At 74.0% G+C, this 26729-nt stretch carries 26 protein-coding genes; 15 read left to right on the forward strand and 11 right to left on the reverse strand.

The window, feature by feature from the left end:
* Positions 1-201: 201 nt before the first annotated feature.
* The 5 genes from IF37_RS0104885 (at position 202) to IF37_RS0104905 (ending at position 5289) form a co-directional block, all read left to right on the forward strand.
* Positions 202-420, forward strand: a complete 219-nt coding sequence (locus IF37_RS0104885) for a ferredoxin (protein WP_030736678.1) — start codon at positions 202-204, stop codon at positions 418-420.
* Positions 417-1820, forward strand: coding sequence for an NAD(P)/FAD-dependent oxidoreductase (locus tag IF37_RS0104890; protein WP_030736681.1), 1404 nt, complete (start codon positions 417-419; stop codon positions 1818-1820). Before IF37_RS0104885 ends, IF37_RS0104890 begins: the two co-directional genes overlap by 4 nt.
* A 62-nt stretch (positions 1821-1882) precedes the next feature.
* Positions 1883-3151: a cytochrome P450 gene (locus IF37_RS0104895; RefSeq protein ID WP_030736684.1), complete on the forward strand. Its 1269-nt coding sequence runs from the start codon at positions 1883-1885 to the stop codon at positions 3149-3151.
* Between the two features lie 413 nt (positions 3152-3564).
* Positions 3565-4242 carry an HdeD family acid-resistance protein gene (locus tag IF37_RS0104900; protein ID WP_030736686.1) on the forward strand — a complete coding sequence of 226 codons (678 nt, stop codon included), beginning with the start codon at positions 3565-3567 and terminating at the stop codon, positions 4240-4242.
* Positions 4243-4413: 171 nt separating this feature from the next.
* Positions 4414-5289, forward strand: coding sequence for a diacylglycerol kinase family protein (locus IF37_RS0104905; RefSeq protein WP_079165557.1), 876 nt, complete (start codon positions 4414-4416; stop codon positions 5287-5289).
* A 150-nt stretch (positions 5290-5439) separates the two neighbouring features.
* Here IF37_RS0104905 and IF37_RS0104910 read toward each other — a convergent pair whose 3' ends face one another.
* Together IF37_RS0104910 and IF37_RS0104915 are read right to left on the reverse strand one after the other, a co-directional pair.
* Positions 5440-6405 carry a pirin family protein gene (locus IF37_RS0104910; protein WP_030736692.1) on the reverse strand — a complete coding sequence of 322 codons (966 nt, stop codon included), beginning with the start codon at positions 6403-6405 and terminating at the stop codon, positions 5440-5442.
* Between the two features lie 151 nt (positions 6406-6556).
* Positions 6557-7252, reverse strand: coding sequence for a type 1 glutamine amidotransferase domain-containing protein (locus IF37_RS0104915; protein WP_030736695.1), 696 nt, complete (start codon positions 7250-7252; stop codon positions 6557-6559).
* A gap of 154 nt (positions 7253-7406) precedes the next feature.
* Between IF37_RS0104915 and IF37_RS0104920 the strand changes: the two genes are divergently transcribed.
* The gene (locus tag IF37_RS0104920) at positions 7407-8630 is read left to right on the forward strand and encodes a LysR substrate-binding domain-containing protein (RefSeq protein ID WP_253915644.1); all 1224 of its coding nucleotides are present in this window, start codon (positions 7407-7409) and stop codon (positions 8628-8630) included.
* A gap of 125 nt (positions 8631-8755) precedes the next feature.
* Entirely contained in the window at positions 8756-9112 is a 357-nt protein-coding gene (locus tag IF37_RS0104925) for a cupin domain-containing protein (RefSeq protein ID WP_030736702.1), read from the forward strand.
* Positions 9113-9181: 69 nt separating this feature from the next.
* Here the strand turns inward: IF37_RS0104925 and IF37_RS0104930 are convergent, their stop codons facing one another.
* From IF37_RS0104930 to IF37_RS0104940, 3 genes are all read right to left on the reverse strand, one after another.
* Positions 9182-10159, reverse strand: coding sequence for a D-cysteine desulfhydrase family protein (locus tag IF37_RS0104930; protein ID WP_030736705.1), 978 nt, complete (start codon positions 10157-10159; stop codon positions 9182-9184).
* A gap of 160 nt (positions 10160-10319) precedes the next feature.
* Complete coding sequence (locus IF37_RS0104935; RefSeq protein ID WP_030736708.1) at positions 10320-11672, reverse strand: VWA domain-containing protein; 1353 nt, start codon at positions 11670-11672, stop codon at positions 10320-10322.
* Complete coding sequence (locus IF37_RS0104940) at positions 11669-12526, reverse strand: MoxR family ATPase (RefSeq protein WP_030736711.1); 858 nt, start codon at positions 12524-12526, stop codon at positions 11669-11671. Before IF37_RS0104940 ends, IF37_RS0104935 begins: the two co-directional genes overlap by 4 nt.
* 139 nt (positions 12527-12665) lie before the next feature.
* On the opposite strand from IF37_RS0104940, the gene IF37_RS0104945 reads away from it, so the two are divergent.
* The 4 genes from IF37_RS0104945 to IF37_RS0104960 all read left to right on the forward strand — a co-directional run bounded on the left by IF37_RS0104945 (position 12666) and on the right by IF37_RS0104960 (position 15992).
* Complete coding sequence (locus IF37_RS0104945; RefSeq protein ID WP_079165552.1) at positions 12666-13352, forward strand: TetR/AcrR family transcriptional regulator; 687 nt, start codon at positions 12666-12668, stop codon at positions 13350-13352.
* Between the two features lie 350 nt (positions 13353-13702).
* Entirely contained in the window at positions 13703-14383 is a 681-nt protein-coding gene (locus tag IF37_RS0104950; protein ID WP_030736716.1) for an ABC transporter permease, read from the forward strand.
* A complete protein-coding gene (locus IF37_RS0104955; RefSeq protein WP_030736718.1) occupies positions 14380-15051 on the forward strand; it encodes an ABC transporter permease in 672 nt (223 codons plus the stop codon). The genes IF37_RS0104950 and IF37_RS0104955 overlap by 4 nt, the downstream gene beginning before the upstream one ends.
* A complete protein-coding gene (locus tag IF37_RS0104960) occupies positions 15048-15992 on the forward strand; it encodes an ABC transporter substrate-binding protein (protein WP_030736719.1) in 945 nt (314 codons plus the stop codon). The genes IF37_RS0104955 and IF37_RS0104960 overlap by 4 nt, the downstream gene beginning before the upstream one ends.
* A gap of 19 nt (positions 15993-16011) precedes the next feature.
* Here IF37_RS0104960 and IF37_RS0104965 read toward each other — a convergent pair whose 3' ends face one another.
* The 4 genes from IF37_RS0104965 to IF37_RS0104980 are packed head-to-tail and all read right to left on the reverse strand — an operon-like array spanning position 16012 to position 20090.
* Positions 16012-17166, reverse strand: coding sequence for an ATP-binding cassette domain-containing protein (locus tag IF37_RS0104965; RefSeq protein WP_030736721.1), 1155 nt, complete (start codon positions 17164-17166; stop codon positions 16012-16014).
* 31 nt (positions 17167-17197) lie between these two features.
* Positions 17198-17863 carry a lactate utilization protein C gene (locus IF37_RS0104970; RefSeq protein ID WP_030736723.1) on the reverse strand — a complete coding sequence of 222 codons (666 nt, stop codon included), beginning with the start codon at positions 17861-17863 and terminating at the stop codon, positions 17198-17200.
* On the reverse strand, positions 17860-19338 hold the full coding sequence (locus IF37_RS0104975) for a LutB/LldF family L-lactate oxidation iron-sulfur protein (RefSeq protein ID WP_030736724.1): 1479 nt from the start codon (positions 19336-19338) through the stop codon (positions 17860-17862). Before IF37_RS0104975 ends, IF37_RS0104970 begins: the two co-directional genes overlap by 4 nt.
* Positions 19335-20090: a (Fe-S)-binding protein gene (locus IF37_RS0104980; protein WP_030736725.1), complete on the reverse strand. Its 756-nt coding sequence runs from the start codon at positions 20088-20090 to the stop codon at positions 19335-19337. The genes IF37_RS0104975 and IF37_RS0104980 overlap by 4 nt, the downstream gene beginning before the upstream one ends.
* A gap of 235 nt (positions 20091-20325) precedes the next feature.
* On the opposite strand from IF37_RS0104980, the gene IF37_RS0104985 reads away from it, so the two are divergent.
* Positions 20326-21627 carry an alpha/beta fold hydrolase gene (locus IF37_RS0104985; protein WP_030736726.1) on the forward strand — a complete coding sequence of 434 codons (1302 nt, stop codon included), beginning with the start codon at positions 20326-20328 and terminating at the stop codon, positions 21625-21627.
* Between the two features lie 97 nt (positions 21628-21724).
* Positions 21725-22573: a pentapeptide repeat-containing protein gene (locus IF37_RS0104990; protein WP_030736727.1), complete on the forward strand. Its 849-nt coding sequence runs from the start codon at positions 21725-21727 to the stop codon at positions 22571-22573.
* A gap of 48 nt (positions 22574-22621) precedes the next feature.
* Here IF37_RS0104990 and IF37_RS0104995 read toward each other — a convergent pair whose 3' ends face one another.
* Positions 22622-24178 (reverse strand): cytochrome P450, encoded by a 1557-nt coding sequence (locus tag IF37_RS0104995; protein WP_030736728.1) that lies wholly within the window; start codon positions 24176-24178, stop codon positions 22622-22624.
* A gap of 119 nt (positions 24179-24297) precedes the next feature.
* Here IF37_RS0104995 and IF37_RS0105000 point away from each other — a divergent pair, with 119 nt between their 5' ends.
* Together IF37_RS0105000 and IF37_RS0105005 are read left to right on the forward strand one after the other, a co-directional pair.
* A complete protein-coding gene (locus IF37_RS0105000; protein WP_030736729.1) occupies positions 24298-24906 on the forward strand; it encodes a TetR/AcrR family transcriptional regulator in 609 nt (202 codons plus the stop codon).
* A gap of 82 nt (positions 24907-24988) precedes the next feature.
* Positions 24989-25714 carry a DUF2470 domain-containing protein gene (locus IF37_RS0105005; RefSeq protein ID WP_030736730.1) on the forward strand — a complete coding sequence of 242 codons (726 nt, stop codon included), beginning with the start codon at positions 24989-24991 and terminating at the stop codon, positions 25712-25714.
* Here the strand turns inward: IF37_RS0105005 and IF37_RS0105010 are convergent.
* On the reverse strand, positions 25682-26698 hold the full coding sequence (locus tag IF37_RS0105010; RefSeq protein ID WP_253915645.1) for a lactonase family protein: 1017 nt from the start codon (positions 26696-26698) through the stop codon (positions 25682-25684). The genes IF37_RS0105005 and IF37_RS0105010 overlap by 33 nt on opposite strands.
* Between the last annotated feature and the right edge of the window lie 31 nt (positions 26699-26729).

Here is a 26729-nt window from a genome sequence, read left to right on the forward strand (position 1 = left end):
ATGAGCGAAAGCCGCAGTGAACGACGCGGCCTGTGTCTATCGCTCACAGGCTTCCCGGACTCCCGGCCACAGAACTGATCAAGCGAATGACGCGTAGATGGGCCCTCGAGAGACCGGTGAAGAGGTCGTTCCCGAAATCTCGCTGCGGCGACACCTGAAGACCGCGCCGTACCGAGCGCGCCAGCCTGAAGGAGTCGGTGCATGCGGATCGTCGTGGACCTGAATCGTTGCCAGGGATACGCCCAATGCGTGTACCTGGCGCACGAAGTCTTCCGGTTGAGTGGTCAGGAGGCCCTCACCTATGAGCCGAACCCCGATGACGCGCGGCGCCTGCAGGTGGAGCGAGCGGCTGCGGCCTGCCCCGTGCAGGCGATCATGATCGGCCGCGTGGACGGTGCGGAGCGGGGCGAGACGTCATGAGCCTGCCGGCAACGGTCGCGGAGCTGGTGCGCGAGTTCAGGGCCGGCGGCCGGATCGTCATCGTGGGGGCCTCCCTGGCGGGGCTCCGGGCGGCGGAGACACTGCGCGAGGAGGGCTTCACCGGTTCCCTGACCATCATCGGGGACGAGCCGTACGAGCCCTACGACCGTCCGCCGCTGTCCAAGCAGGTGCTCAAGGGCTGGGTGCCGGCCGACCACACCGAGCTGCCCCGTATGCGGGAAGTGGATGCGCACTGGCGGCTCGGGGTGGCCGCCGTCGGGCTGGACCGGGCCACCAAGCGGGTGCGTCTGGCCGACGGTGAGCAGGTGCCGTACGACCGGTTGCTGATCGCCACCGGCACCCGCGCGCGGCAGTGGCCGAACCCGGCCGAGGCGGCGCTGCACGGGGTCCACACGATTCGCTCGCGTGACGACGCCGCACAGTTGCAGAAGGAGCTGGCAGGGTCGCCGTCGCGGGTCGTGGTCATCGGTGCCGGCTTCATCGGTTCGGAAGTGGCTTCTGTGTGCCGGGAGCTCGACATCCCGGTGACCGTCGTCGAGCGGGGGTCGGCCCCGTTGGTCGGCGCGTTGGGCGGGGTGGTCGGGGAGATCGCCGCGCAGATGCAGCGCGACCACGGCGTGGACCTGCGCTGCGGGCTGGGTGTGTCGTCATTGGAGGGCGACTCGGGCGGGCAGGTGCGGCGTGCGCACCTGTCCGATGGAACGGTCGTCGAGACCGACGTGGTGGTGGCCTCGCTGGGGTCGATCCGCAACGTGGAGTGGCTGGAGGGCTCCGGGCTGGCGGCCGGATTCTGGGGCGTCGGGTGCGACGCCGGTGGACGGGCCTTCGACATCAACGGAGTGGTCACCGACAGCATCTTCGTGGCAGGCGATGTGGCGCGGGCGCCGCATGTGCTGTACGAGTACCAGTTCCTGGCGATGGAGCACTGGGACAACGCCGTCTTCGGCGCCGAGGTCGCGGCGCACAACATGGTGAACCTCGAGCCCCACTACCGGCCGCATCTGCTGCTGCCCGGCTTCTGGTCCGGGCAGTTCGGCGTCAATATCAAGTCCGTCGGCGTGCCTCCCTTCGGTGACGAGATCGTCTTCACCCAAGGGTCCATGGCGGACCGGCGTTTCGCCGCCGCTTACGGGCGCCGGGGCCGCATCGTCGCGGCCGTGACCTTCGACCACGGAAAGTGGCTGGAGTACTACGGGAAGCTGATCGAGCGGTCCGGTCCGTTCCCGCCTCCGCCGCCGGGCTGGGACCAGCCGGCCGACACCAAGCCGATGCCGGCCGAGTTCCCGGACCCGAGGGTCCCGACGGCGATCCCCGACGTCGTCCTGACCGGCCACGCCCCGAGCGAGCGGACGGCCGAGTTCCGGCCCCGGCGCCACTGATGCGTCCCGCCGGGGCGAGCGTGCAAGCGGACAGCACCGACAGGAGGAAGGAGGGGAGCCTCGTGGTCGAGGAAACCCCCTGGCAACAGGCCCTCCGCTACGCCAACCGCGCCAACCCGTACCCCTTCTACGAGGAACTCCGCAAGACACCGGTGGCACGTCAGCCGGACGGAACCTACGTCGTCAGCACGTACAGGGAAGTCGTCACGCTGCTGCACGATCCCCGGGTCAGTTCCGATCCACGAAAGTGCCCCGCCCCGGCCGCGGCCCACGCGGAGGGCTCGGGAGAGCAGGCGGCAGAGCCGATCAGGGAGGTGCTGACCGAGCCGAACATCATCACCTGCGATCCTCCCGAGCACGACCGGGACCGCCGGCTGATGATGCCGCACTTCGTCGGCCCGCCCCATGCTCCCCACCTGATCTCCGACCTGGAGCCCGACATCCGCCGCATCGTCGACGGCCTCCTGGACGACATGAAGGGGAAGAACCGGATCGACGCCGTCGACGACTTCGCCTACCCCCTGCCGGTGACCGTGATCTGCAAGGTGCTGGGCGTGCCGATGGAGGACGAGCCACGCTTCCACCACTGGGTCGAGACGGCCCTGGACGCCCTGGACTTCGGCCCCGAGGCAGCCTCCGAGGAGATCCGCAGCCGACAGGCCGGAGGGCGGCAGGCCGTGCAGGAGTTCGCACGGTTCGCGGACGAGCTGCTCGACCGGTACACCCGGCAGCCCGGCCCGGGCATGCTCTCCGCGATGGCGAACGAGAACGGCCCGGAAGGGCGGATGTCCAAGGGCGTGCTCGCCAGCAACGCCCTGCTCCTGATCTTCGCGGGACACGAAACCACGGTCAACCTCATCGCCCACAGCGTCCTCACCCTGCTGCGCCACCCCGACGCGCTGGAGAAGCTGCGCCGCCGGCCCGAGCTGATCGTGCCCGCGGTGGAGGAGCTGCTGCGCTTCGAGTCGTCGGTGCAGTTCTGGCACACCCGTTCCGCCATGGAGGACATCGACATCGCCGGCACCACCATCCCGAAAGGCGCACCGATCTTCCTGGCGTACGGCTCGGCGAACCGCGACCCTGAACGCTTCACCGACCCCGACCGACTCAACCTCGAACGCCGGGACAACGAACACCTCGGATTCAGCCAGGGCATCCACTTCTGCTTCGGCGCCCCGCTCGCCCGGCTCGAGGTCCAGATCGCGGTCGGTGAATTCGTCCGCCGCGTGCAGAATCCCCGGCTGGTCGAGGACCCGCCGCCGTACCGGCACAACCAGATCTTCCGCGGTCCGCGACACGTCCTCGTCGACATCGACGGCATCCGCGACTGACCAGCGTCGCGCAAAGGATCGCCATGCGGGCTTCCCGGCTCGTCGGCCGGCGGCAACCGCCCGACCCGCGCGAGGTGCCGGTACCCGAGCCCGGCCCGCCCCTGCAACGCGCCAATGCGCCAACGAGGCTCACCAGCTCCTGCACGACGGCGGGATCCAGGGACGCGCCGTCATCACCCCCACGCGTGAACGCCGTCGTCAACCCGGACGGGACACCACCACACGACTGCGCCCGGCCGCCGCCATCGGGCGGTCCGGCGGAACGCACCCCGACTCCCGCAGGACGGAGGAACTTGCCCGCCATACCTCATGCCCACGGCCCCTGCCCTTCCCGCCGAGCGACATGAGGCCGATCGGGTGACGATGAACATGTAGTGACGTGACCACGCTGCTCACACTAGGAGGTAGGTGCCATGACATCTCCTGCCGATTCCCCCGGTGCCGTTCCGCCACGCGGCGCCGAGCCACCAAAGGGGCCCGCGGCCGAAGGCATCGCCGCCCTGGCGAACGCGGGCTGGCAGATCCTGCTCACCATGGGCCTCGCCACCATCGCCCTGGGCGTCATCGCCCTGGTCTGGCCGGGCGAGACGCTCCGCGTCGTCGGCGTGCTCTTCGGTGTCTACCTGCTGGCCACCGGTGTCTTCCAACTCGCCGCCGCCTTCGGCACCCACGTCCCCCGGCATCTTCGCGTCCTGCACTTCATCAGCGGCGCGGCCTCCGTCCTGTTGGGACTGGTCTGCTTCCGGGGCCCCCTGGAGTCGGTCTTCCTGCTCGCCCTGTGGATCGGCTTCAGCTGGCTGCTCCGGGGCACCTTGGAGACGGTCGCGGCGGCCTCGGACCAGACCATGCCGGCGCGCGGCTGGCACGTGGCCTTCGGCATCATCGGCACCATGGCCGGCATCGTGATGATCGTCATGCCGTTCGCCTCCATCGCGACACTCACGCTGGTGGCGGGCGTCATGGCCATTGTCGTCGGGTTGACCGAAGTGGTCCGCGCCATCAGGACACGCGTCGAGATCGGCCATCTGGCTGCCGGCACGGCCCCCCAGCGGCGCTCCCTGTTCCACGCACGTCCGCACGCTCAGCACTGACCGGCGGAGCCGGACCGTACGGATGCTCCGGCCGTCGGCTGCGCGCGTGGGCGCGGCAGACCTGCTCTCGTCAGTGAGGGGTGCTCGGCTGATGGATGCCGCGTCAGGGTACGCGCCGTGACCGAGAACGCGCCGCGGCCGACAACCGGCGCGCGGCGGCCCTGTCTGATCGTGAATCCGCGTTCGGGGGGAGGAAAGGCGAGCCGCTTCCGGATCGCGGAACGCGCCCGCATGCTCGGAGCCCAGGTGGTCCTGATCGATCCTTCCCTGCCGCAGGACCTGGCGACGGTCGCCCGACGCTCGGTGGACGACGGTGCGGATCTGCTGGGCGTGGCCGGCGGAGACGGTACACAAGCGCTTGTCGCCGAGGTGGCCGCGGAGAGCGGCCTGCCCCTCGTGGTCGTTCCGGCGGGTACCCGCAACCACTTCGCCATGGATCTCGGCCTGGACCGGGAGGACCCTGCGGCCGCGCTGGAGGCTCTCACGGACGGCGTCGAGCTGCCTGTGGACCTCGGATACGCAGGCGAGCGGGCGTTCGTCAACAACGTCTCGTTCGGTGCTTATGCCGCCCTGGTGCACGACCCGGCCTATCGGGACGACAAGCTTGGCACGGCAGCGCGCGTACTTCCGGAATTCCTGGCCCGCCACGAGGGCCCGGAGCTGGTGGTCCGCACCGGGCTGCTCACCGTTGACGGGCCGGATGCCGTGCTGGTGAGCAACAATCCCTACCAGTCCGACGAGCCGGTCGGGCTCAGCAGGCGGGCGCACCTCGACTCCGGTCTGCTGGGAGTACTGGCCGCCAGGGCGGAGACGCCCGCCGAGACCGCCACGAGGCTGCGCAGCGGGCAACCGCACGGTCTCACCCGTCTCGCCACGCCCGGCGACGTCGTCGTCTACGCCGACGTCCCGGCTCTCCCCGCCGGGCTGGACGGCGAAGCCGTCAGCCTGCCGACCCCCGTGAGGTGCCGCATCAGTCCTCGGGCGTTGCGGGTATGGGTTCCCCGGCGTCGTCGCGGCGCCGGACCCGCCTGGCGACCGCCGGGCTGAGCCGCCTTCCGCCAGGCGGTCCGAGCCTCCTGGCGGCCACACCGAATCCCCGGACCATTCGGCGCCCATCTGGCAAACTCGGCCATCATGGTCGCCCCAGGCGGAGGTAGGGCAGTGGGCATGAACCATGCGTGCCAGCATCACCCCGGGTCAGCGCGCCCTTCCGCGTGGCTTCAGCGGCATCTGTGACAGCTCCGGCGCGGGCAGCGGGCCCCCGTCGTAGCCCTTCACCTCGCCGAAACGCGTCCCCTTCATCCAATCCTCGCGGGCCTGGGCGATCTCCTCCCGGGTGCGGGCGACGAAGTTCCACCACATGATCAACTCCTCGGCGAACGGCTCGCCGCCCAGCAGCATGATCCCGGCGTCCGACTCGGCGCGCAGGGGGAGCCGGGACCGGCCGCAGCCGAGGTAGAGCAGCGAACCGGGCAGCACCGGGACCCCGTCCACGTGCACCTCGCCGGACATGGCCAGGACGCCGTACTCGAAGTCGGGCTCCAGCGGCAGGCACGCCTCGGCGCCCCGGCTCAGGGTGAGGTCGGCGCCGACGATCGGGGTGTACGTCGTACCGGGCGAGGCGGAGCCGTCGAGGTCGCCGAGGAGCACCGTGGCGGACAGGCCGGGCGCGGTGACCGTGGGCAGGTCCGGGTGGTACTCGAAGGCCGGCTCCGTGCCGCGGTGCTCGTCGGGCAGGGCGATCCAGAGCTGGGCGCCGTGCAGGAGGCGGGCGTGCGGGCGCGGGCTCTCCTCGGAGTGGCTGATCGCGCGCCCCGAGGTCATCAGCCCCAGCTGCCGGGGGCCGATGGTCTGCCGGCTGCCCGTCGAGTCGCGGTGCAGCACCTCGCCCTCGTGCAGCCAGCTCACCGTCTGCAAGCCCATGTGCGGGTGCGGCGGCACCCGCATGCCCGGCTCGTCGGCGATGTCGTCCGGACCGTAGTGGTCGACGAAGGCCCACGCGCCGATCATGCGCCGGCCGAGGTTGGGCAGCAGCCGGCGCACCTCCGTCGAGCCGCCGAGCTTGACGCGGCGCGGACTCAGCAGTTCGCGGACGGGTTCGGCGACGACGAATCCACGGCCACCGCAGACACCGGGCACGGGCGCGCGGTCAAGGTTGCTCATGCCGCCCAACCTAGCGGCGCGGAAGCCGGACCGGGGGCGCGGAGACCCGGATGTCACCCGGTCCGGCCCCCGGTCGTGGCGGCGGTCCCGCCGGGCGTGCCCGGTCAGCCCGGTCCGGTGCCGGCGACCGGACGCGCCCGCCCGGTGCGTCTCAGCCCAGCCGCTTCAGCAGTTCCTCGGCGACCGGCGCCGAGGAGGCCGGGTTCTGACCGGTGACCAGGTTGCGGTCCACCACCACGTGCGGCGCCCACGGCTCGGCCGTGCGGACGTCGACGCCGGCCTCGGTCAGCCGGTCCTCAAGCAGCCACCGGGCCCGTCCGGCGAGACCGCCCTGGGTCTCCTCCTCGTTGGTGAAGGCAGCGGCGCGGTAGCCGGCGAAGGCGTTGGTGCCGTCCGGCCGGACCGCGGCGAGCAGCGCGGCCGGGCCGTGGCACACCACGGCCAGCGGCCTGCCCGAGTCCAGGGCCGCGACCAGCAGCCTGCCCGACTCGGCGTCCACGGCCAGGTCCTCCATGGGGCCGTGGCCGCCCGGGTAGAAGACGGCGGCGAAGTCGTCGAGGTCCACCTCCGTGAGCTTGACCGGCGTCCGCAGCTCGGTCATCTCCTCCAGTGCTCGGGCGATCTCGTCCGCCTTGTCCTGGCCGCCGTTGACCTCGGCGGCCAGGCTGGCCCGGTCGACCGGCGGCAGCACGCCGCCCGGCGTGGCGACGACGATCTCGTGCCCCGCGGCCTTCAGTGCGCGGTAGGGCACCACGGCCTCCTCGGCCCAGAAGCCGGTCGGGTGCGCGGTGCCGTCGGCGAGCGTCCAATGATCGGCGCCGGTCAGCACGAAGAGGATCTTCGACATGGGTTCACTCCAGGGGAAGGGGCGGGGTCCCGGGAAGCCGGGGTCTGCGAACGAACGTAAGCGAGACGACCCACGGCCAGCCAATGAAGGACCTGATGTCCGGCATAGGAACTCCTATGGGTGACGGGGGAGGGGCGGCGCGATACTCGGACCCGTGGAGACCGCTTCGCTCGACCTCAACCTGCTGCGCACGTTCCTCGCGGTGTACCGCTCCGGTTCCTTCACCGGCGCCGCCCGTCTGCTCGGGCTGTCGCAGCCGACGGTGACGGCGCAGATGCGCGCGCTGGAGCGGCAGACCGGCCGGGAGCTGTTCGAGCGGCTGCCGCGCGGGGTCACGCCGACCCTGGTGGCCGACGAGCTGGCGGCCCGGATCGCCGCGCCCCTGGACGAGCTGGCCACCGTCGCCGGGCCCGCCCCGGCGGCCGGGACACGCGCCGAGCCCGTGCATCTGGCCGGGCCGGCGGAACTGCTGTGCACCACCGTCCTGCCGGCCCTGGCCCCGCTGGTCGCCGAGGGGGTACGGCTGCGGGTGTCGACCGGGCTGACCGATCCGCTGCTGGACGAGCTGCGCGCCGGCCGGCACGACCTGGTGATCGCGACCACCCGACCACGCGGCCGCACCCTGCACGCCGTTCCGCTCACCGACGAGGAGTTCGTCCTCGTGGCCGCCCCGGTCTGGGCCGAGCGACTGACGGGACCGCGGCGCGAACGCGGGACGGAGGAGGAAGAGGAGGGAGGAGCCCAGGGAGGGGAGCCCGCCGCGGAGGACGCGGACGAGCGTCGGCCGCGGCCCGCGATACGGGGGCGGCGGCGGGAGCCGGAGGCCGACGGCCGGGCCGCGCGGGACACCGACGCGCGGCCCATCGGGCGGGGACCCGCGACCGACGGCCCCGCCGTCCCCGGCACGGAGGCCGAAGGCTTCGCCGTCGTGGAGCCGGAGGGCGTGGAGCCGACGGGCGCGGGGGTGCGGGGGCCGCGGTCGGAGGGAGGACGGGGGCGGGCGGTGCCCGGTTTCGCGGAAGGCCCGCTGGAGCCCGCCGCTCTGCACGGGGTGCCGCTCATCACCTACGCCGAGGATCTCCCGATCGCCCGCCGCTACTGGCGGCACGTCTTCGGCCGGCGTCTGACCCGTACCGCCGCAGTGACCGTGCCCGACCTGCGCGGGGTTCTCGCGGCCGTGGTCGCGGGCGCCGGATTCGGCGTGCTGCCCCGGTACCTCTGCCGGGAGCCGCTGGAGTCCGGCGCGCTCGTGGCACTGCTGGAACCGGAGGACCCGCCGATCAACACCGGCTTCCTGGTCCAGCGCCCGGGTGCCTCCGACAACCCCGACGTGGCGCGCGTCCGCACCTTCCTGCTGCGGGCGGCGCGCACCTGGTAGGCGCTGCCGGTCCCCGCCTGGTGGCGAGCCAGGGGCACCGGGCCGACGATGGTCTCGTGGGTACGGCCTCCGTCCCCCGGCGGCCGGCCCCGGCCGCGGTCAGCGGCCGGAAGGGAGGCACCGTCATGTTGGAAGTGAAGACGGTCGACAAGCCGGACGAACGGCGTGACTTCCCCCGCGGCCACCTCGAAGCGTTCCACCTGACCGGGCTCGACTTCGCGGTGGGTACCTTCGAACCGGGCTGGCGCTGGTCGGAGTCCGTGGCACCGATCGCGGGGACCGACAGCTGCATGGTCCACCACAACGGATTCGTGGCGCGGGGACGGATGCGTCTGCGCATGGACGACGGCGGCGAGGTCGAGGTCGGCCCCGGCGACATCTTCGTGTGCCCGCCGGGCCACGACGCCTGGGTGGTCGGCGAGGAACAGGTGGTGGTCTACGACTTCGCGGGGACCATGGCCAACGAGTACGCGAAGGGCTGAGCCCTCTCGTCACCGGCCGGGCCCTGGCGCCACCGGCTGATCCCCGTCGGCACCGGCCGATTCCTGTCGTCACCCCTCGAAGGCCGCCGTCTCCTCCTCCGCGAAGCCGATCGCCGCCGGGTGGCCGAACAGACCGGGCAGGCCGCCGGTGTGGACGAAGAGCGTCCGCTCGCCGGGGCGGATGTCCCCGTCCCGGACGGCCGCGCGCAGGCCCGCCATGGCCCGGCCCGTGTAGATCGGGTCGAGGACCAGGCCCTCGGTGCGGGCGGCCAGCCGGAGCGCCTCCGCCACCGGCCCGGTCAGCGCGGCGTAGCCCGCGCCCACCTGGTCCCGGCGTACCCGCAGCCCCTCCGCCGTGATCCGCTCCGCCGTGAGCGGTGTGGCGAACTCCACGACGGCGGCGGCCGGGTCGGGCAGCGCGCCCACGTCGACGCCGAGCACCGAACCGCTGCCCAGGGCGGCGACCAGCCCCGCCATGGTGCCGCCCGAGCCGAGCGCGACCACCGCCGTGCGCAGGTCCGGGAGCTGCTCGCGCAGTTCCGCGCCACAGCTCACGTACCCCTGCGCGGCCGGCGTGCTGGAACCGCCGAACGGGATCAGCGCCGGCCGGGCGCCGCGGGCCCGCAGCCGTGCGCCGACCTCGGCCGCCGCAGCGTCCAGGCCGGCCCGGTCCACCTCGCCGGCCCAGGCGAGCCGCGCCCCGAACAGCCCGTTCAGCGCCAGGTTGCCGGAGCGTGAGGCGCCCGGGGAGCCGCGCAGCACGAGGACGACGTCCAGTCCGAGCCGGGCGCCCGCGGCGGCGGTCAGCCGGGCGTGGTTGCTCTGCGGGGCACCGGTCGTCACCAGCGTGTCCGCGCCCTCGGCGAGGGCGGCACCCACCGTCCACTCCAGCTTGCGGATCTTGTTCCCGCCGCCGCCCAGGCCGGTCAGGTCGTCCCGCTTCACCCACAGGTCGTCGGGGCCGAGCCCGAGCGCGGCGGCCAGCCGGGGCGCCGGTTCGACGGGGGTGGGAAAGGTGCCCAGCGGCACGGGCGGGTGCTGGCTCATGGGGACGTCCTCGGCTCGGTGGTCGGCTGGGGGCGGCCGACGGGGTACGGCCGGCGCCGTGCCCAGTCGATCACGGCGGCCTCCTCGACGTCACCCATGCCACGACCACCCCGGCGCCTTCGGAGTACGGCCGTCCCGCCCCCGTGCCCCCGTGCCCCCGTCACACCGGAAGCAGGCGGGAGATCAGCGCGCCGAGTTGCCGGGCCGTGCGGCACTCGTGCATCTCGACCACGCCGGCGTAGGCGGGCGCGGCGGAGTCGCCGGTGCCCCAGCGGTCGCGCGGCTCCGGGTTCAGCCAGTAGACGTGCCGGGCCCGCCGGGCGATGTCGCGTACGGCGGGGAGGTTCGGGTCGCTCATGTTCGTCCGGGCGTCGCCGAGGACGAACACCGTCGTCCGCGGCCCGACCGCACCGCCGTACCGCTCGGCGAACTCGCCCAGCGCCATCCCGTAGTCGCTGCTGCCGTGCCAGCCGGTGAGCGTCGCCTCGGCGCGGATGCGGGCGCCGAGCCCGTCCGGGTCGGCGCGGCCGTGGCCGAGGAGGCCGGTCACCTCGTCGAGCCGGTTGACGAAGGCGAACACGCGCACCTTGGCGAACTGGTCGTGCAGGGCCCGCACGAGGAGCATGGTGAAGTCGGAGAAGCCGGACACCGAGCCGGAGACATCGCACAGGAGCACCAGTTCGGGGCGGACCGGGCGGCGCCGGCGCAGCACCGGCCGCATCGGCACACCGCCCGTGGACAGCGAGGAGCGCAGGGTGCGGCGCAGGTCGACCGTGCCGCGCGCGGCCCGGCGGCGGCGCGCGGTGAGCCGGGTCGCCAGCTTGCGCGCCAGCGGCTCGACCGTCCGGCGCAGCTCGGCCAGTTGGTCACGGCCGGCGGACAGGAAGTCGACCCGGTCGGCGGTCGGCCGGACGGCCCGCCGCGCGATCTCGTCCCGCCCGCGCCGCTCCGCCACCCGGCGCCGCGCCTCCGCTCCGACCATCAGCCGGAACTCCTCGATCCGGCGCCGGATCTCGTCGTCCAGCAGCCGGTCGGCGAAGGTGGCACCGCCCCCGTCCCGGCCCCGGACGTCGGCCCGCACCCGGGCCAACAGCGTCTGCGGGCGCAGCCGTTCCAGGGTCTGGTACGCCGACCAGCCGTCCGAGCCCGGTGAACTCCCGTACCCGCCGAGCCCGTCCACCGCCTCGGCCGCCAACCGGGCCAGCAGCGCCCGGTCGTCGGCGGCCAGCGCCTCGGCGAGCCGGTCGCGCAGCCCCTCCCGGTCCGGGGCAGCGCCCTCGGGGCCGCCGACGCCGCGCGGGAAGTAGAGGTCGAAGACCGAGTCGAAAAGAGCCCGTTGACCCGGACCGTGCAGCAGCGTCGCGGCCAGCCCCTCGCGCAGCAGCGCCCGGTCCGCGAGCCCCAGCGCCTCGGCCGCGCGCGCCGCGTCCACCGTCTCGCCGGTGCCGATCCGCACCCCGTGCGCGCGCAGCGCCCCGACCAGGCCGGTGATCCGGTCGGCGACGGCGGTCACAGCGCGTCCAGGTCGAGTTTGGCCGCCGCCTTCTGGATGTCGTCCTGGTGCTTGAGGATCACCCCGAGGGTGTCCCGCACCACGGTCTCGTCCAGGGTGCCGGCACCCAGGGCCAGCAGGGTGCGCGCCCAGTCGACGGTCTCGGCGACGGACGGCGCCTTGCGCAGGTCCATCGCGCGCAGCGCCCCGACCACCCGGACCAGCGACTCGGTCAGTGCCGGGCCGAGGCCCGGCACCTTCAGCCGTACGATCCGCCGCTCCAGTTCCTCCTCCGGGAACCCGATGTGCAGGAACAGGCAGCGGCGGCGCAGCGCCTCGGACAGCTCCCGGCCGGCGTTGGAGGTGAGGACGACGAAGGGGCGGCGGGTGGCGGTGACTGTGCCCAGTTCGGGGACGGTGATCTGGAAGTCGCTGAGCACCTCCAGCAGCAGTCCCTCCATCTCGACGTCGGCCTTGTCGGTCTCGTCGATCAGCAGCACGGTCGGCTCGTCACCGCGGATGGCGGTCAGCAGCGGGCGGGGGAGCAGGAACTCCTCGCCGAAGATGTCGGTGCGGGTCTCGTCCCAGTCCTCGCCGCGGCCCGCGCTGATCCGCAGCAGCTGCTTGGCGTGGTTCCACTCGTACAGGGCGCGGGACTCGTCCACGCCCTCGTAGCACTGGAGCCGCACCAGCCGGGCCCCGGCCACCTGGGCGACGGCCTTGGCCAGCTCGGTCTTGCCGACTCCGGCGGGTCCCTCCACCAGCAGCGGCTTGCCCAGCCGGGCGGCGAGGAACACGGTCGTGGCGACGGCGGGCGAGGCGAGGTAACCGGTGTCGGCGAGGCGGGCGGCGACGTCGTCGACGGACGTGAACAACGGGGCCTCCGGCGGGTCGGGAACGAAGTCCTGGGGCGAGCAAGCGATTCCGGGCCCTATCTAAGCGCTTGTTCAGTTCCCGCGCCACGATATACACCGATCGGTTTCACCACGGCCGCGCCACGGTACCCTTCGCTCTATGGCCACCACGGACAAGGCGCCGGAGAAGACGCCGGAGACAGTGCCGGAGAAGACGCCGAAGGCAGTGCCGGAGAAGACGCCTGAGAAGGCGTCGACGACGGCGGCACCCCGGAAGGCGTCACCGCGCGACCGGCTGCTCGACGCCGCCGGCCGGCTCTCCTACCGCGACGGCGTCTCCGTCGGCATCGAGGCGCTGTGCCGGGCGGCGGGCGTGTCCAAGCGGTCGATGTACCAGCTGTTCGACAGCAAGGACGCGATGCTGGCCGCCAGTCTGGAGCGGCGCGTCCCGTGGTACGTCGCCCAGCTCACCCACCCCGACCCGGACTCCGCGACCCCGCGCGAACGCATCCTGTACGTCTTCGAGCGGCTGGTGGCGGCCTCCGTGGACGCCGACTACCACGGCTGCCCCTACCTGGCCGTGCTGGTGGAGCTGAAGGACCCCGGCCATCCGGCGAGCGTGGTCGCCCGCGGGGTGAAGGAGGCCCTGGCGGCACGGCTGCGTGCCGACGCGGAGCAGGGCGGTGCCCGCGATCCCGGGCTGCTCGCCCGCCAGCTGCTGCTGGTCTTCGACGGCGCCAGCGCCCGGGCCGGCGCCGGGGTGGAGCGCCTGGACGACGGCCTCGTCACGACCACGGTGTCCGCGCTGCTGGACGCGGCCGGCCTGCGCCCGGCCCCGGCCGCCTGAACCCGCCGCCCGGGGCGCCGCCGGGCCACGGCGGACGAAAGCAGACGGAACGGACCCGGACGGCGTGGACCCGGACAGCGCAGACCCGGACAGATCGGGTGGACGTGGACGTGGACGGCGCGGCGCCGGACGGACAGGGCGGAAGCGGACGGTGCGGGGCCGGACGGAACCTTCCGGAACCGGCGGACGGCACGGCCCCGGAAGAAACCGGCGGACGCGCACCGCACGCGGCCGGCCGGATCGAGCGGGCAACGGGCCGGCCCCCCCCGGTACGAGGGTGACGGGCCGGCACCCCCCGTACGGGTCACCCCGACGCGCGTACCCCCTCCTCCGGCCGGTGCAATGGACCCGTGACCGCGCCTCCGGACGACTGCCTCGCGCGCAACGAATGGATCTGCGGCGCCTATCTGACCACCCGCCGGCAGATCCTGCTCGACGCGGTGCTCCAGCACCTCCAGCTGACCTTCCTGTCCGTCCTGACCGGCCTGGTCGTCGCGCTGCCGCTCGCGGTGCTGGCCCGGCGCCGGGGCTGGGCGGCCGGACCGGTCCTCGCCGTGACGACGATCCTCTACACCATTCCGTCGCTCGCCATGTTCTCCCTGCTCCTGCCCCTCTACGGCCTCTCGCCCACCCTGGTCGTCGCCGGGCTGGCGCTGTACTCGCTCACCCTGCTCGTACGGAACATCCTCGCCGGCCTGCGCGCGGTGCCGGAGGAGACCCGGCAGGCCGCGCGCGGCCTCGGCTACGGCCCCGTCCGCCTCCTGCTCACCGTGGAACTGCCCCTCGCCCTGCCCGCCGCGATGGCGGGCCTGCGCATCGCCACCGTCTCGGCGGTCTCCCTGGCCACGGTCGGCGCGATCGTCGGTTACGGCGGCCTCGGCAACCTCATCTACGCGGGCATGAACACCTACTTCAAGGCCCAGGTGCTCACCGCGTCCGTGCTGTGCGTACTGATCGCGGTCGCCGCGGACCTGCTCCTGCTGGGCGTGCAGCGGCTGCTCACCCCCTGGACCAGGGCGGCCCCCGGATGAGCACCCTCACCGCGGCCTGGGACTGGCTCACCGACCCCGCGCACTGGCCGGGCGAGGACGGCATCCGGCACCGGCTGCTCCAGCACCTGGCGCTCACCGCCGTCTGCCTGCTCCTCAGCTGTCTGATCGCGCTGCCCGTCGCGCTCGTCCTCGGCCATCTCGGCAAGGGCGGCGCACTCGCCGTGAACCTCGCCAACGTCGGCCGTGCCGTGCCCACCTTCGCCGTCCTCGTCCTGCTCCTGCTGACCCCCGTCGGGACGTGGGGCGAGGGCCCCACCGTGGTCGCGCTGGTGCTGTTCGCCGTACCGCCGCTGCTCACCAACGCCTACGTCGGCATGCGCGAGGTGGACCGGGACGTCGTACGGGCCGCCCGCGGCATGGGGATGACCGGTCGGCAACTGCTGTTCCACGTGGAACTGCCCCTGGCGCTCCCGCTGCTGCTGAACGGGGTCCGGATCGCCGCCGTCCAGCTGGTCGCCACCGCCACCATCGCCGCGCTCGCGGGCGGCGGCGGCCTGGGCCGGATCATCACGGCGGGCTTCAACCTGGCCGACACCCCCCAGGTGGTCGCGGGCGCCCTGCTGGTGGCCGGGTTCGCCCTCGTGGTGGAGGGCGTCTTCGAGACCGCCGAACGGCTGGCGCCGGCCTGGGCCGGGGGCGGCCGATGAGGGGCGGCCGGGCCGCGGTGACGGCGGTCGCGCTGCTCGCCCTCACCGCCTGCGCCACCGGCCCCTCCCTGGAGAACCGCGGCCGGGTCACGGGGCCGCCCGGCGACAGCCGCCACCTGACCATCGGCTCGGCCGGATTCACCGAGAGCGACGTGCTCGCCCAGCTGTACGCCCAGCTCCTCCAGCAGGCCGGCTACCGGACGTCCGTCCTCACCGTCGCCAACCGGGAACTGTACGAACCGGCCCTGGAATCCGGGCAGATCGACGTCGTCCCCGAGTACGCGGCCACCCTCGCCGACTGGCTCAACGCCAAGACCCACGGCGCCGCCGCGCGGCCCGTCGGCTCGCCCGACCTCGAGGTCACGATGAATGCCCTGCGCGCCCTCGCCGCGCCCCGCGGCCTGACCGTGCTCCCGCCGGGCCGGGCCGTCGACCAGAACGCCTTCGCGGTACGGGCCGCCTACGCCCGGCGGCACCGCCTGCGGACCCTCGGCGACCTCGGCGCCGCGAAACTGCCGGTACGGCTCGCGGCGGGCGACGAGTGCGTGCGCCGGCCGTACTGCGCCCCGGGGCTGCGGAGGGTGTACGGCATCGACATCACCGGGATCGACCCCCTGGGCGTCGGCACTACCCAGGCCAAGCGGGCCGTTCAGGACGGCCGGGACCAGATGGTGCTGACCACCACCACCGACGCCACCCTCGACCGGTTCGGCCTGGTCCTGCTCGCCGACGACAGGCACCTCCAGAACGCCGACCACGTCGTCCCGGTCGTCAACCGCTCCCGGGCCGGCGGCGCACGCGTGGCGCGCGCCCTGGGCAGGCTCGACGCCGTGCTCACCACCGGCGACCTGGCCGCCATGAACCGGCTGGTCGACAGCGCGCGCCGGCTGCCCGCCGCCGTGGCCCGCGCCTACCTGGAGGACAAGGGCCTGGCCGACTGAGCCCGTGCGCCCGACCCCCTCAGGCGCCCGCCACGGAGTCGAACGGCACCTGCCCGCGCGGCACCCCGCGCGCCTCCGCGTCGACCGAGCGGCGCAGCGCCTCGTGCAGCTTCGCCGGGGTCAGCACGCCGAGGAACCGCGCCCCGTCCAGCACGGCGACCCACCCGGCGTCGTACTGGAGCATCACCCCGAACGCCTGCTTCAGCGACGCGCCGACCGGCACCCAGGCGGTCATCCGGTGGGCGAGACCGGCGACCGTGCCGCCCGCCGCCAGCTCCTCGACGCCGACCCAGCCGTGCAGTCCACCGTTCCGGTCCAGGACCACCGCCCACCGCGCGCCCGCGGACCGCAGCCGCCCAAGGGCCCGGGCGGCGGGCTCGTCGGGGCGGGCCACGGGCGGCTGCTCCAGGTCCGCCGGCTCGACCGCGGTGACCGACAGCCGCTTCAGCCCGCGGTCGGCGCCCACGAAGGAGGCGACGTACGGCGTCGCGGGCGCGCCGAGTACCGCGCCGGGCGTGTCGAACTGCTCGACGCGGCCCTGTCCGTACACGGCGATGCGGTCGCCGAGCCGTACGGCCTCCTCGATGTCGTGCGTCACCAGCAGCACCGTCTTGCGCACCGCGGCCCGCATGCGCAGGAACTCCTCCTGGAGCTGCTCGCGGACCACCGGGTCGACCGCGCCGAACGGCTCGTCCATCAGCAGCACCGGCGGGTCCGCGGCCAGCGCCCGGGCCACGCCGACCCGCTGCCGCTGCCCGCCGGACAACTGCGGCGGATAGCGCGGTCCGTACGTCTTCGGGTCGAGGCCCACCAGCTCCAGCAGCTCGGCCGCCCGGGCCCGGGCCCGGGCCCGCTTCCAGCCGAGCAGCGCGGGCACGGTCGCGGTGTTGTCCAGGACGGTGCGGTGCGGGAAGAGGCCCACCTGCTGGATGACGTACCCGATGCGGCGGCGCAGCCGTACCGGGTCGACGGCCGCGATGTCCTCGCCGTCGACCAGGATGCGGCCGGTGGTCGGCTCGACGAGCCGGTTCACCATCATCAGGGTCGTCGTCTTGCCGCACCCGGACGGCCCGACGAGCGTCACCAGTTCCCCCTCGGACACCTCCAAGGAGAGGTCGTCCACGGCGGTCGTACCGTCCGGGAACCGCTTGGTGACGTGCTCGAACCGGATCATTCCCTCACATTACGGCAGGGCGCCCGGGGCCTCATCCCGCCGTGCCCCGCCCGGCGGACCCCCACAGGACCACTTCCAGCTTCCGGGGCCCGTGCACGCCCTCCACCCGGTCCAGTTCGATGTCGCTGGTGGCCGACGGGCCCGAGATCCAGGTCAGCGGGCGGGCCGGGTCCAGGCGTTCGAGGGCCTGCGGGACGGACGCGACGACCTGGTCCGGGACGCGGACCACGCAGATGTGGTGGTCCGGGACGAGCGAGATACGGCGCCGGCCCTGGTCCGGGGAGCCGTCCAGCACGATCGTGCCGGTCTCGGCGATCGCCACGGCGCACCCGGTCACCACGCTGTCCACCCGGTCCAGCCGCGCCGCGGTGTCCGCCGTCCGGTCCGGGATCCGGACGGCGTCGGCGGCTGCCAGCCACCCGGACGGCAGCCCGGGCGGGACCAGCACCTCCCGGGAGCCGTGTGCGGCCAGCAGCCGCGCGACGAGGTCCGGCACCTCGTCCCCGGCGCAGCGGTGCACCACCGCCCGGTAGTCCGCGAGGTTCCCGGCCAGCAGCTCCACCGTCTGTTCGACCGTTCGCTCCCCGTGCCGGCGCAGGTACTCCCGGGGCACCGACTCCTCGTACGGCCGCTCGTCCGGCGGCACGTCCGCGAGCGCCCGTCGCACCCGGCCCAGGATCCGCTCCCTGCTGCTCATTCGGCGCCCTCCTGTCCGCCGCGCGTGCGCTGCCACCAGTCCCGGAACGGCTCCGGCGGCAGGGCCGGCAGGTCCCGGGTGTCCGTCCACGCGCCGGCCGGGCCCGGCAGCGTGCGCGGGTGCAGCCGGCGTGTCCGGGAGGCCAGCCGCTGGCCCGCGCGCAGGGCGCCCGGACGGCTGAACGCCCAGCGGGCCGCCCGCATCGCCGCCCGCTCCGCCGCGTGCCCCTTGGCCGGCCGCAGCACCACCCGGTTGCCCCGGCGCACCGCCGGGCCGCCCTCGACCACTCGTTCCCGCAGGTGGACCAGTACCTCGGGGATGTCGATGGCGACCGGGCAGACCTCGTAGCAGGCCCCGCACAACGACGACGCGTACGGCAGGGAGGCGTCGATGTCGTCGGTGACGCCCCGCAGTTGCGGACTGAGGATGGCGCCGATCGGACCCGGGTAGACCGAGCCGTAGGCGTGCCCGCCCGCCCGCTCGTAGACGGGGCAGACGTTCAGACAGGCGGAGCAGCGGATGCAGCGCAGGGCCTGGCGGCCGACCTCGTCGGCGAGGGTGTCGGTGCGGCCGTTGTCGAGCAGCACCAGGTGGAAGGTGCGCGGGCCGTCGCCGTCCGTGGTGCCGGTCCACATGCTGGTGTACGGGTTCATCCGCTCGGCGGTGGAGGAGCGGGGGAGGGTCTGGAGGAAGACCTCCAGGTCCCGCCAGGTCGGCACCACCTTCTCGATGCCGACCACCGAGATCAGCGTCTCGGGCAGGGTCAGGCACATCCGGCCGTTGCCCTCGGACTCCACGACGACCAGCGTGCCGGTCTCGGCGACCATGAAGTTGGCGCCGGAGACACCGACCTTCGCCCGCAGGAACTTCTCCCGCAGGTGCAGCCGGGCCGCCTCGGCGAGTTCGGCGGGGGCGTCCGACAGGCCGTCCGGGGCCGGGCGGCCCCACGCGCCCATCTCCGAGCGGAAGATGTCCCGGATCTCGCCCCGGTTGCGGTGGATGGCCGGGACCAGGATGTGCGAGGGGCGGTCGTGCCCCAACTGCACGATCAGCTCCGCCAGATCGGTCTCGTACGCCCGGATGCCCTCGGCCGCCAGCGCCTCGTTGAGCCCGGTCTCCTGCGTGGCCATCGACTTGACCTTGACGACCTCCGACTCGCCGGTCTCCTTCACCAGGTCGGCCACGATCCGGTTCGCCTCGTCGGCGTCCGCCGCCCAGTGGACCGTGCCGCCGGCCGCCGTGACCGACTCCTCCAGCCGCACCAGGTACCGGTCGAGATGGCGCAGGGTGTGGTCCTTGATCCGCCGGCCCGCCTCGCGCAGCTCCGCCCAGTCGGACAACTCCGCCACGGCCCGGGCCCGTTTGGCGCGGATGGTGTGCGTGGCGTGCCGCAGGTTGCCGCGCAGGGTCGCGTCGCGCACCGCCTCGCGCGCGGCCTCCGGGAAGGCGGGCATGCCCACGAACGTTCCGCTCATACCGCCGGTTCCTCCTCCGTGCTCGCCAGGATCTCCGCGATGTGCACCGGCCGCAGGCCCGTGCGCAGCCGGCTCATCGTCCCGCCGAGGTGCATCAGGCAGGAGTTGTCGGCCGCGCACAGCACCTCGGCGCCGGTCGACTCGGCGTTGCGCACCTTGTCCACGCCCATCGCCGCCGACACGTCGGGGTTCTTCAGCGCGAACGTGCCGCCGAACCCGCAGCACTCCTCGGCACCCGGCAGCTCGACCAGTTCCAGGCCCTTCACGGCCGCGAGCAGCCGGCGCGGCCGGTCGCCGAGCCCGAGTCCGCGCAGGCCGTGGCAGGTCGGGTGATAGGTGACCTTGTGCGGGTAGCAGGCGCCGACGTCGGTCACCCCGAGCACGTCCACCAGGAACTCCGTCAGCTCGTACGTCTTCGGCACCACCGGCGCCAGCGTCCGGGCGAGCGCGTCCCCGCGTCCCTCGGCGCGGGCCCGCTCACCCAGCCGCGGATACAGCTCGCGCACCATCGCCGCGCACGACCCGGACGGGGTGACGATCGCCTCGTACTCCGCGAAGACATCGGAGAAGTGCCGGGCCAGCGGCTCCGCCTCGTGCCGGTAACCGGTGTTGTAGTGCGCCTGCCCGCAACAGGTCTGGGCCGCCGGGAAGTCGACCTCGACCCCCAGTCTGGACAGCAGCCTCACCACGGCCCGGCCGGTGTCCGGATACAGCGTGTCGTTGACACAGGTCAGGAACAGGGCGACGCGCATCGCGCCTCCTCGGCGTCGGTCGTCGGACGAGCGCGGGTCATGGCCGCTCGCCTGGGTCAAGCCGGATCCAGGGAAGACCTTAGTCGGCGGCTCCCGGCGAGGGCAGACCGCGGCCCTCGGTGCGGCGAGCCGCGCCCGGGGCCGGGCGTGCCGGGCGGTGATCCCCGGGGCGCGGCCCGTGCCGGGGCATGTGCTGAACTGGGACGCGTCCGTACCGCCCGTCCCGGGAGCCCCGTTGAGCAACAGTTACCGCCAGCCCGGTGTCGTCCTCACCGACCGCCGCTTCACCGTGCCTCTCGACCACGCCGACCCGGACGGCGAGACCATCGAGCTGTACGCCCGCGAGGCGGTGGCGAGCGACAAGGCCGGGCAGGACCTGCCCTGGCTCCTGTACCTCCAGGGCGGCCCCGGGTTCGGGGCGACTCGTTTCGTCGGACGGCAGTCCTGGCTCGACCGGGCCCTGAAGGAGTACCGCGTCCTGCTGCTCGACCAGCGGGGCACCGGACGCTCCACGCCCGCCACCCGGCAGACGCTCCCGCTGCGCGGCGGCCCCGCCGCACAGGCCGACTACCTCACCCGCTTCCGCGCCGACTCGATCGTCCGCGACTGCGAGGCCATCCGCCCCCGGCTCACCGGCGGCGCCCCGTGGACCGTGCTCGGCCAGAGCTTCGGCGGCTTCTGCACGGTGTCGTACCTCTCCCTCGCCCCCGAGGGCGTGCACACCGCGATCGTCACCGGCGGCCTGCCCTCCCTGGACGCCCACGCCGACGACGTCTACCGCGCCGCCTACCCGCGCATCGAGCGCAAGGTAGCCGCCCACTACGACCGCTACCCGCAGGACGTGGAGCGGGCCCGGCGGATCGCCGACCACCTCCTCGGCCACGACGTGGTCCTGCCGAACGGCTACCGCTTCACGGTGGAGGCCTTCCAGTCCCTGGGCCTGATGCTCGGCACCGCCGACGGCAGTCACCGCCTGCACCACCTGCTGGAGGACGCCTTCGTCCGCACGCCGGCCGGCGTCGAACTGTCCGACGCCTTCCAGGAGCAGGCGCAGTCCCTGCTGTCGTACGCCGCCAACCCGCTCTACGCCCTCGTCCACGAGTCGATCTACGGCCAGGACGCGCGCCCCACCGCCTGGGCCGCCGAACGGGTCCGGGCCGAGTTCCCGCAGTTCGACGCGGCCAAGGCGCTCACCGGTGACGGCCCGGTGCTCTTCACCGGCGAGACCGTCCATCCCTGGATGTTCGAGACCGACCCGGCGCTGCGGCCGCTGCGCGAGACGGCCGGACTGCTCGCCGCCCGCACCGACTGGCGCCCGCTGTACGACCCCGCCCGCCTCGCCGCCAACGAGGTCCCCGTCGCCGCCGCGGTCTACCACGACGACATGTACGTCGACACCGCCCACTCGCTCACGACCGCCCGCGCCGTCCGGGGCCTGCGCACCTGGGTCACCGACGAGTTCGAGCACGACGGCCTGCGCGTGGGCGCGCCCCGGGTCCTGGACCGGCTGCTGGCGCTCGTCCGCGACGAGGTCTGAGCGGTGCGGGCGGCCGGGCGCGGCGTCCGGTGCGGGCGAGCGGGGGGCCGGGACAGCGGTGCACGCGGTGGACCCGCGGGTCAGTAGGCTGGTCGGCATGCCGGACCAGACGACCGACCTCGCCGACCTGCGCGGCGACTGCGCGCAGTGCTTCGGGCTGTGCTGCGTTGCCCTGCCCTTCGCCCGCTCGGCCGACTTCGCGCTGAACAAGCCCGCGGGTCAGCCGTGCCCCAACCTCGGCGCCGACCACCGCTGCGGCATCCACGCCGACCTGCGGCGCAAGGGCTTCACCGGGTGCACGGTCTACGACTGCTTCGGCGCCGGCCAGAGGGTCTCCCAGGTGACCTTCGGGGGCCAGAACCGGCGTACCGGCCCGGCGGGGCGGACGCGTCTGATGTCCGACGTGTTCCCGGTCGTCCGGCAGCTGCACGAGCTGCTGTGGTACCTGACCGAGGCGCTGGGCCTGCCCGCCGCCCGGCCCGTCCACCCCGAGCTGCGGCAGGCGCTGGAGCAGACCGAGCGGCTCGCCTCGGGGACCCCCGAGGAGCTGGCCGCGCTGGACGTGGCCGCGCACCGGCAGGAGGTCAACGTGCTCCTGCTGCGCACCAGCGAGCTGGCCCGGGCCGGCGCCGGCGGCAAGGGGAAGGGCAAGGGCAGGGGGAAGGACCGGCGGGGCGCGGACCTCATGGGGGCCCGGCTCAGGGGCGCGGACCTGCGCGGGGCGAGCCTGCGCGGCGCCTATCTGATCGCGGCCGACCTCACCGGCGCCGATCTGCGCGGCGCGGACCTGATCGGCGCCGATCTGCGCGACGCCGACCTGACCGACGCGGATCTCACCGGCGCCTTCTTCCTCACCCAGCCGCAGCTCGACGCGGCTCGGGGCGGTGCGGGCACCCGGTTGCCGGGGACGGTTACCCGTCCGGCGCACTGGACGGCGGCTCGCTGACGCCGGGTGCGTGCCGCGCCGCAGCCGTCATCCGTCCCTCGTGGGCGGTCAGTCGTCGGCGGACTGGCCGCGGCGGGCCGTGCCCGCGGGGCGGAGCGTGGGGCCGGCACCGTCCCGCGCTCCTCGGCGGCGGTCCTCGCCGGTCGCGACCGGCGGTACCGGCCGCCGTTCCAGCCGTAGCCGCAGCCCCTCGGGCATCAGCGTCAGCCGCTCGGCGACGGTCAGCCGGTAGCCGGGGTCGGCGTGCAGCTCGTAGCGGCGCAGCAGCAGGCCGAGGACCAGCGTCGCCTCGTGCAGGGCGAACTGGCGGCCGATGCAGGCCCGCGCGCCGGTGCCGAACGGCTTGAAGGAGTGCGGGGGCCGGGCCCGGACGGCCGCCGGGGTGAAACGGTCCGGGTCGAACCGCTCGGGGTCCTCGCCCCACACCTCCGGCTCCCGGTGCAGCATCGGCGTCAGCACCAGGGTCCACGCGCCCCGGCGCATCGGATGCCGCCCGGCGAGCACGGTGTCCTGCCGGGCCTCGCGGGCGAAGGCGGGCGCGGTCGGCCACAGCCGCAGCGACTCGTCCAGCACCCGGCGGACGTAGCGCAGCTTGGCGACCCGGTCGTAGTCGGGCAGCGGGGCGTCGCCCCAGACGGCGTCCACCTCGGCGCGGGCCCGGGCGGCGATCCCGGGGTGCCGGGCGAGGTGGTACAGGGCGAAGGAGAGCGCGCCCGACGTGGTCTCGTGACCCGCCACCAGGAAGGTGATCACCTGTTTGCGGACGTTCTCCGCGGACAGCTTCTCGCCGGTCACCGGGTGCGCGGTGGCCAGCATGCGGTCCAGCAGGTCCCCCTCGCCGCCCCCGGACCGGCGCCGGGCCGCGACCAGCTCGTCCACCGTGCGGTCGAGGTGGGCGATGTCGGCGGCGTTGCGCCGGGCGGCGGCGCGCAGCAGCAGCGGGGCCAGCGGGCCGGGCACGCTGTTCAGCCGCTGGGCGTAGCCGAGCGTGCCCACCATCGCCGTGACGAACGGGTGCGGCCGGTCCCGTTCGAAGGAGCCGAAGTCGTGTCCGAAGCCGGTCCGCGCGATGGTCTCCAGGGTCAGCCGGGTCATGTCGCCGGGCACGTCGACCGTCCGTCCGGCCGCGAGCCGCCGGTCCCAGTGGTCGGTGAGCCGACCGGCGACGGCCAGCATCATCGCGTGGTAGCCCTCCATGGCCTCCCGGCTGAACCCGGGCGCCAGGACGTCGTGCGCCAGCTGCCAGTTGGGCTCGTGGTTGTAGGCGGTGAACAGGCCGTCGCCGGCCACCGGCCGCAGGTTGGCGACGCCCAGCCCGACGTGCTTGGCGAACCGGGCCTCGTCGGCGAGGTCGGCGACCAGCGGCGCTCCCCACACGAACACGAACTCCTTGCCGAAGACCCGGCGCCGGAAGATCGGGCCCAGCTCGCGGGCGAAGCGCATCGAGTCCTGGACCGGGGTGCGCCGGTCGACACCGAGCACATCGCCGAGCAGCGGCAGCCGGCGCGGCGGGTGCGGGATGCGGTGCAGCTCGGGCCAGCCCTGCCCGGCGCTCCGGAAACCCTTCGGCAGTGCGTTCCCGGTGGTCTCCGTCGTCCCCGCCATGGCGCGATCTCCCTTGATCAAGCGGCTGGTTGAGGCTGCACAGCATGTGTTGTACGTGAGTTCAATAGCGTGTCCCAGTGTGATCCCGCCGTTGAACCGACGTCAAGTAAAGTGACGCCATGCCCGCGAACCAGGGGGAACGCGCCCGGCGCCGCCTCAGCACCGGGGAACGCCGAGAGCAACTGCTGTCGGTGGGCGCGAAGCTGTTCTCGGAGAGCCCCTACGACGACGTGTGGATCGAGCAGGTCGCCGAGATCGCCGGGGTGTCGCGCGGCCTGCTGTACCACTACTTCCCGACCAAGCGGGACTTCTTCGCCGCGGTCGTGGAGCGCGAGAGCGAGCGGATGCTGCGCATGACGGCGGCCGTACCGGGGGTGCCGGTGCGCGAACAGCTCACCACCGGCCTCGACACCTACCTCGGCCATGTGGAGGCCCACGCCCACGGCTTCCGCGCCTTCCATCGCGCCGACGCGGCCGGTGACCGGGCCGTGCGCCGCGTCTACCGGCAGGCGCTGGCCGCCCAGGAGACGCAGATCCTGGCCGCCCTCGCCGCCGACCCCGAGTTCGGGCCGGCCCACGAGGCCGCTCCCGAGGTGCGCCTGGCGGTGCGCGGCTGGCTCGCCTTCACCACCGCCGTCTGCCTGGAGTGGCTGCGCGGGGAGGGCGGGCTGAGCCGCGAGCAGGTGCGCGACCTGTGCGCCCGCGCGCTGCTGGGCGTCCTCGCGTAACCCCGTGCGCCGGTACGGCGTGGTTGGCGCACACCCCGATCTCCGATAGGTTAGGTAAGGCTTACCTTAAGGAGGGCCCGGGATGGGTGACACGCAGGACTGGACGGCCGCCCCCGGCGCGGCGGAACGGGCGCGCTCGGTGCTGGCCGCGGCGTGGTCGTGCGCGGTGACCGCGGACGGCGTCCGCGAGGAGTACGCCGGCGCGCACACCGTGACCGAGGACGGCCGGGTCCGGCTGACGGTCCCCGACGACAGCGGACTGCTCGCCGCGGTCCTGTGCGCACCGCGCCAGGAGCCCTCCGCCCTGCTGGAGTTCGCCGACGCGGCCCCCGTACCCGTGCGCGGCCGCATCCGGGCCCGGCTCTGGCTCTCCGGCTGGTTCGCCCCGTCCGGGGGCGCCCTGGTCCTGCACCCCACCCGGATCGTCCTGAGGCAGTCCTCCGGGCCCGTGGTGGTCGACCCGGAGGAGTTCACCGCCGCCCGGCCCGACCCGCTCACCGAGGCCGAGCCCCGGCTGCTCACCCACCTGGCCGACGCCCACCCGGACGCCGTCGAGCGCCTCACCCGCCTGGTCCGGCCGGAGAGCCTGCACGCCGCGACCCGGGTGGTGCCGCTCGCCGTCGACCGGCACGGACTGACCCTGCGCATCGAACGCGCCCGCGCCCACGGTGACGTACGGCTGCCCTTCCACGCGCCCGCCGACGACGTCGCCCGGCTCACCGAGCGCATGCACGCCCTGCTGGCACAGGCCGCGGCCGCCGGCTGCCCGCGCGCGCTACAGCGGCAGCGCGCAGACGGCGACGGGTGACCGGAACGGCTCACCGGTCCGCCGCAGTCCGCCGCCGTCCGCGTCGACCTCGAAGACGGTGACCGTGCCGGAGCGCTGGTTCGCCGCGAACAGCAGCCGGCCGTCCGGCGAGAACGCGATCTGCCGCGGGAAGTCCCCGCCCGCCGGCACCGTGCCGAGCAGCCGAAGCCGGGCCCCGTCGGCCTCCACGGCGTACCGCGCGAGGCTGTTGTGCCCCCGGTTGGCGAGGAACGCGTACCGGCCGTTCGCCGTCACCAGGAACTGCGCCGGGTAGTTCGTGCCGCCGTCCGACCCCGTCGGCTGCGGCGCGCCGACGCTCAGCCGCCCGGACGGCGGGTCGTAGGCGCAGACGGCCACGGTGTCGTCCACCTCGTTGGCCAGGTAGGCGTACCGGCCGCCCGGGTGGAAGGCCAGGTGGCGCGGCCCGGCACCGGACCGGGTTTGGGCCCGCGCCACCTCCGTGAGCGTGCCCCGCGCCTGGTCGAGGCGGTAGGTGTACACGGTGTCGGTGCCGAGGTCGACGGCGAGGACGTGCCCGCCGTCGGGGCTGGTCAGGAACTGGTGGGCGTGCGGGCCCTGCCGGCCGGGCCCGGGCGGCGGGGAGGTGTGCGCGACGAGGTCCGTGCGCTCGCCCAAGGCGCCCGAGGCGCCGATCGGGTGCACGGCGACACTGCCGGAGGTGTAGTTCGCGCTGAGCAGCCAGCGTCCGCCGGGATGCACCGACAGGTGGCAGGGTCCCGCGCCGCCCGTGCTCCGGGTGCCGAGCACACGCCGGTCGGCCAGGCGCACGGCCGTCACCCCGCCGTCCTGCCGCTCGTCCACCGCGTACAGGGTGCGGCCGTCCGGGTGCACCGCGAGATACGACGGGTCGGGGACCCCGGTGACCGTGCCCGCCCCGGTGATCCGGCCCGACTCCGGGTCGTACGACGCCAGGCCGATGCCGGTCCCGCCGCCCTCGGCGGAGGTGTAGGTGCCCACGTACAGCGGGCGCGGTCCGGACCGCGCCCGCTGTACG

The sequence above is a fragment of the Streptomyces sp. NRRL S-31 genome (genome assembly GCF_000718775.1).
Classification (GTDB): Bacteria; Actinomycetota; Actinomycetes; order Streptomycetales; family Streptomycetaceae; genus Streptomyces.

What these genes read in the sequence shown, in the direction of transcription:
- IF37_RS0104885 (WP_030736678.1), top strand. Translation starts at nt 202, where the DNA reads ATGCGGATCGTCGTGGACCTGAATCGTTGCCAGGGATACGCCCAATGC.
- IF37_RS0104890 (WP_030736681.1), top strand. Translation starts at nt 417, where the DNA reads ATGAGCCTGCCGGCAACGGTCGCGGAGCTGGTGCGCGAGTTCAGGGCC.
- IF37_RS0104900 (WP_030736686.1), top strand. Translation starts at nt 3,565, where the DNA reads ATGACATCTCCTGCCGATTCCCCCGGTGCCGTTCCGCCACGCGGCGCC.
- IF37_RS0104910 (WP_030736692.1), bottom strand. Translation starts at nt 6,405, where the DNA reads ATGAGCAACCTTGACCGCGCGCCCGTGCCCGGTGTCTGCGGTGGCCGT.
- IF37_RS0104915 (WP_030736695.1), bottom strand. Translation starts at nt 7,252, where the DNA reads ATGTCGAAGATCCTCTTCGTGCTGACCGGCGCCGATCATTGGACGCTC.
- IF37_RS0104925 (WP_030736702.1), top strand. Translation starts at nt 8,756, where the DNA reads ATGTTGGAAGTGAAGACGGTCGACAAGCCGGACGAACGGCGTGACTTC.
- IF37_RS0104930 (WP_030736705.1), bottom strand. Translation starts at nt 10,159, where the DNA reads ATGAGCCAGCACCCGCCCGTGCCGCTGGGCACCTTTCCCACCCCCGTC.
- IF37_RS0104945 (WP_079165552.1), top strand. Translation starts at nt 12,666, where the DNA reads ATGGCCACCACGGACAAGGCGCCGGAGAAGACGCCGGAGACAGTGCCG.
- IF37_RS0104955 (WP_030736718.1), top strand. Translation starts at nt 14,380, where the DNA reads ATGAGCACCCTCACCGCGGCCTGGGACTGGCTCACCGACCCCGCGCAC.
- IF37_RS0104960 (WP_030736719.1), top strand. Translation starts at nt 15,048, where the DNA reads ATGAGGGGCGGCCGGGCCGCGGTGACGGCGGTCGCGCTGCTCGCCCTC.
- IF37_RS0104965 (WP_030736721.1), bottom strand. Translation starts at nt 17,166, where the DNA reads ATGATCCGGTTCGAGCACGTCACCAAGCGGTTCCCGGACGGTACGACC.
- IF37_RS0104970 (WP_030736723.1), bottom strand. Translation starts at nt 17,863, where the DNA reads ATGAGCAGCAGGGAGCGGATCCTGGGCCGGGTGCGACGGGCGCTCGCG.
- IF37_RS0104975 (WP_030736724.1), bottom strand. Translation starts at nt 19,338, where the DNA reads ATGAGCGGAACGTTCGTGGGCATGCCCGCCTTCCCGGAGGCCGCGCGC.
- IF37_RS0104980 (WP_030736725.1), bottom strand. Translation starts at nt 20,090, where the DNA reads ATGCGCGTCGCCCTGTTCCTGACCTGTGTCAACGACACGCTGTATCCG.
- IF37_RS0104990 (WP_030736727.1), top strand. Translation starts at nt 21,725, where the DNA reads ATGCCGGACCAGACGACCGACCTCGCCGACCTGCGCGGCGACTGCGCG.
- IF37_RS0104995 (WP_030736728.1), bottom strand. Translation starts at nt 24,178, where the DNA reads ATGGCGGGGACGACGGAGACCACCGGGAACGCACTGCCGAAGGGTTTC.
- IF37_RS0105000 (WP_030736729.1), top strand. Translation starts at nt 24,298, where the DNA reads ATGCCCGCGAACCAGGGGGAACGCGCCCGGCGCCGCCTCAGCACCGGG.
- IF37_RS0105005 (WP_030736730.1), top strand. Translation starts at nt 24,989, where the DNA reads ATGGGTGACACGCAGGACTGGACGGCCGCCCCCGGCGCGGCGGAACGG.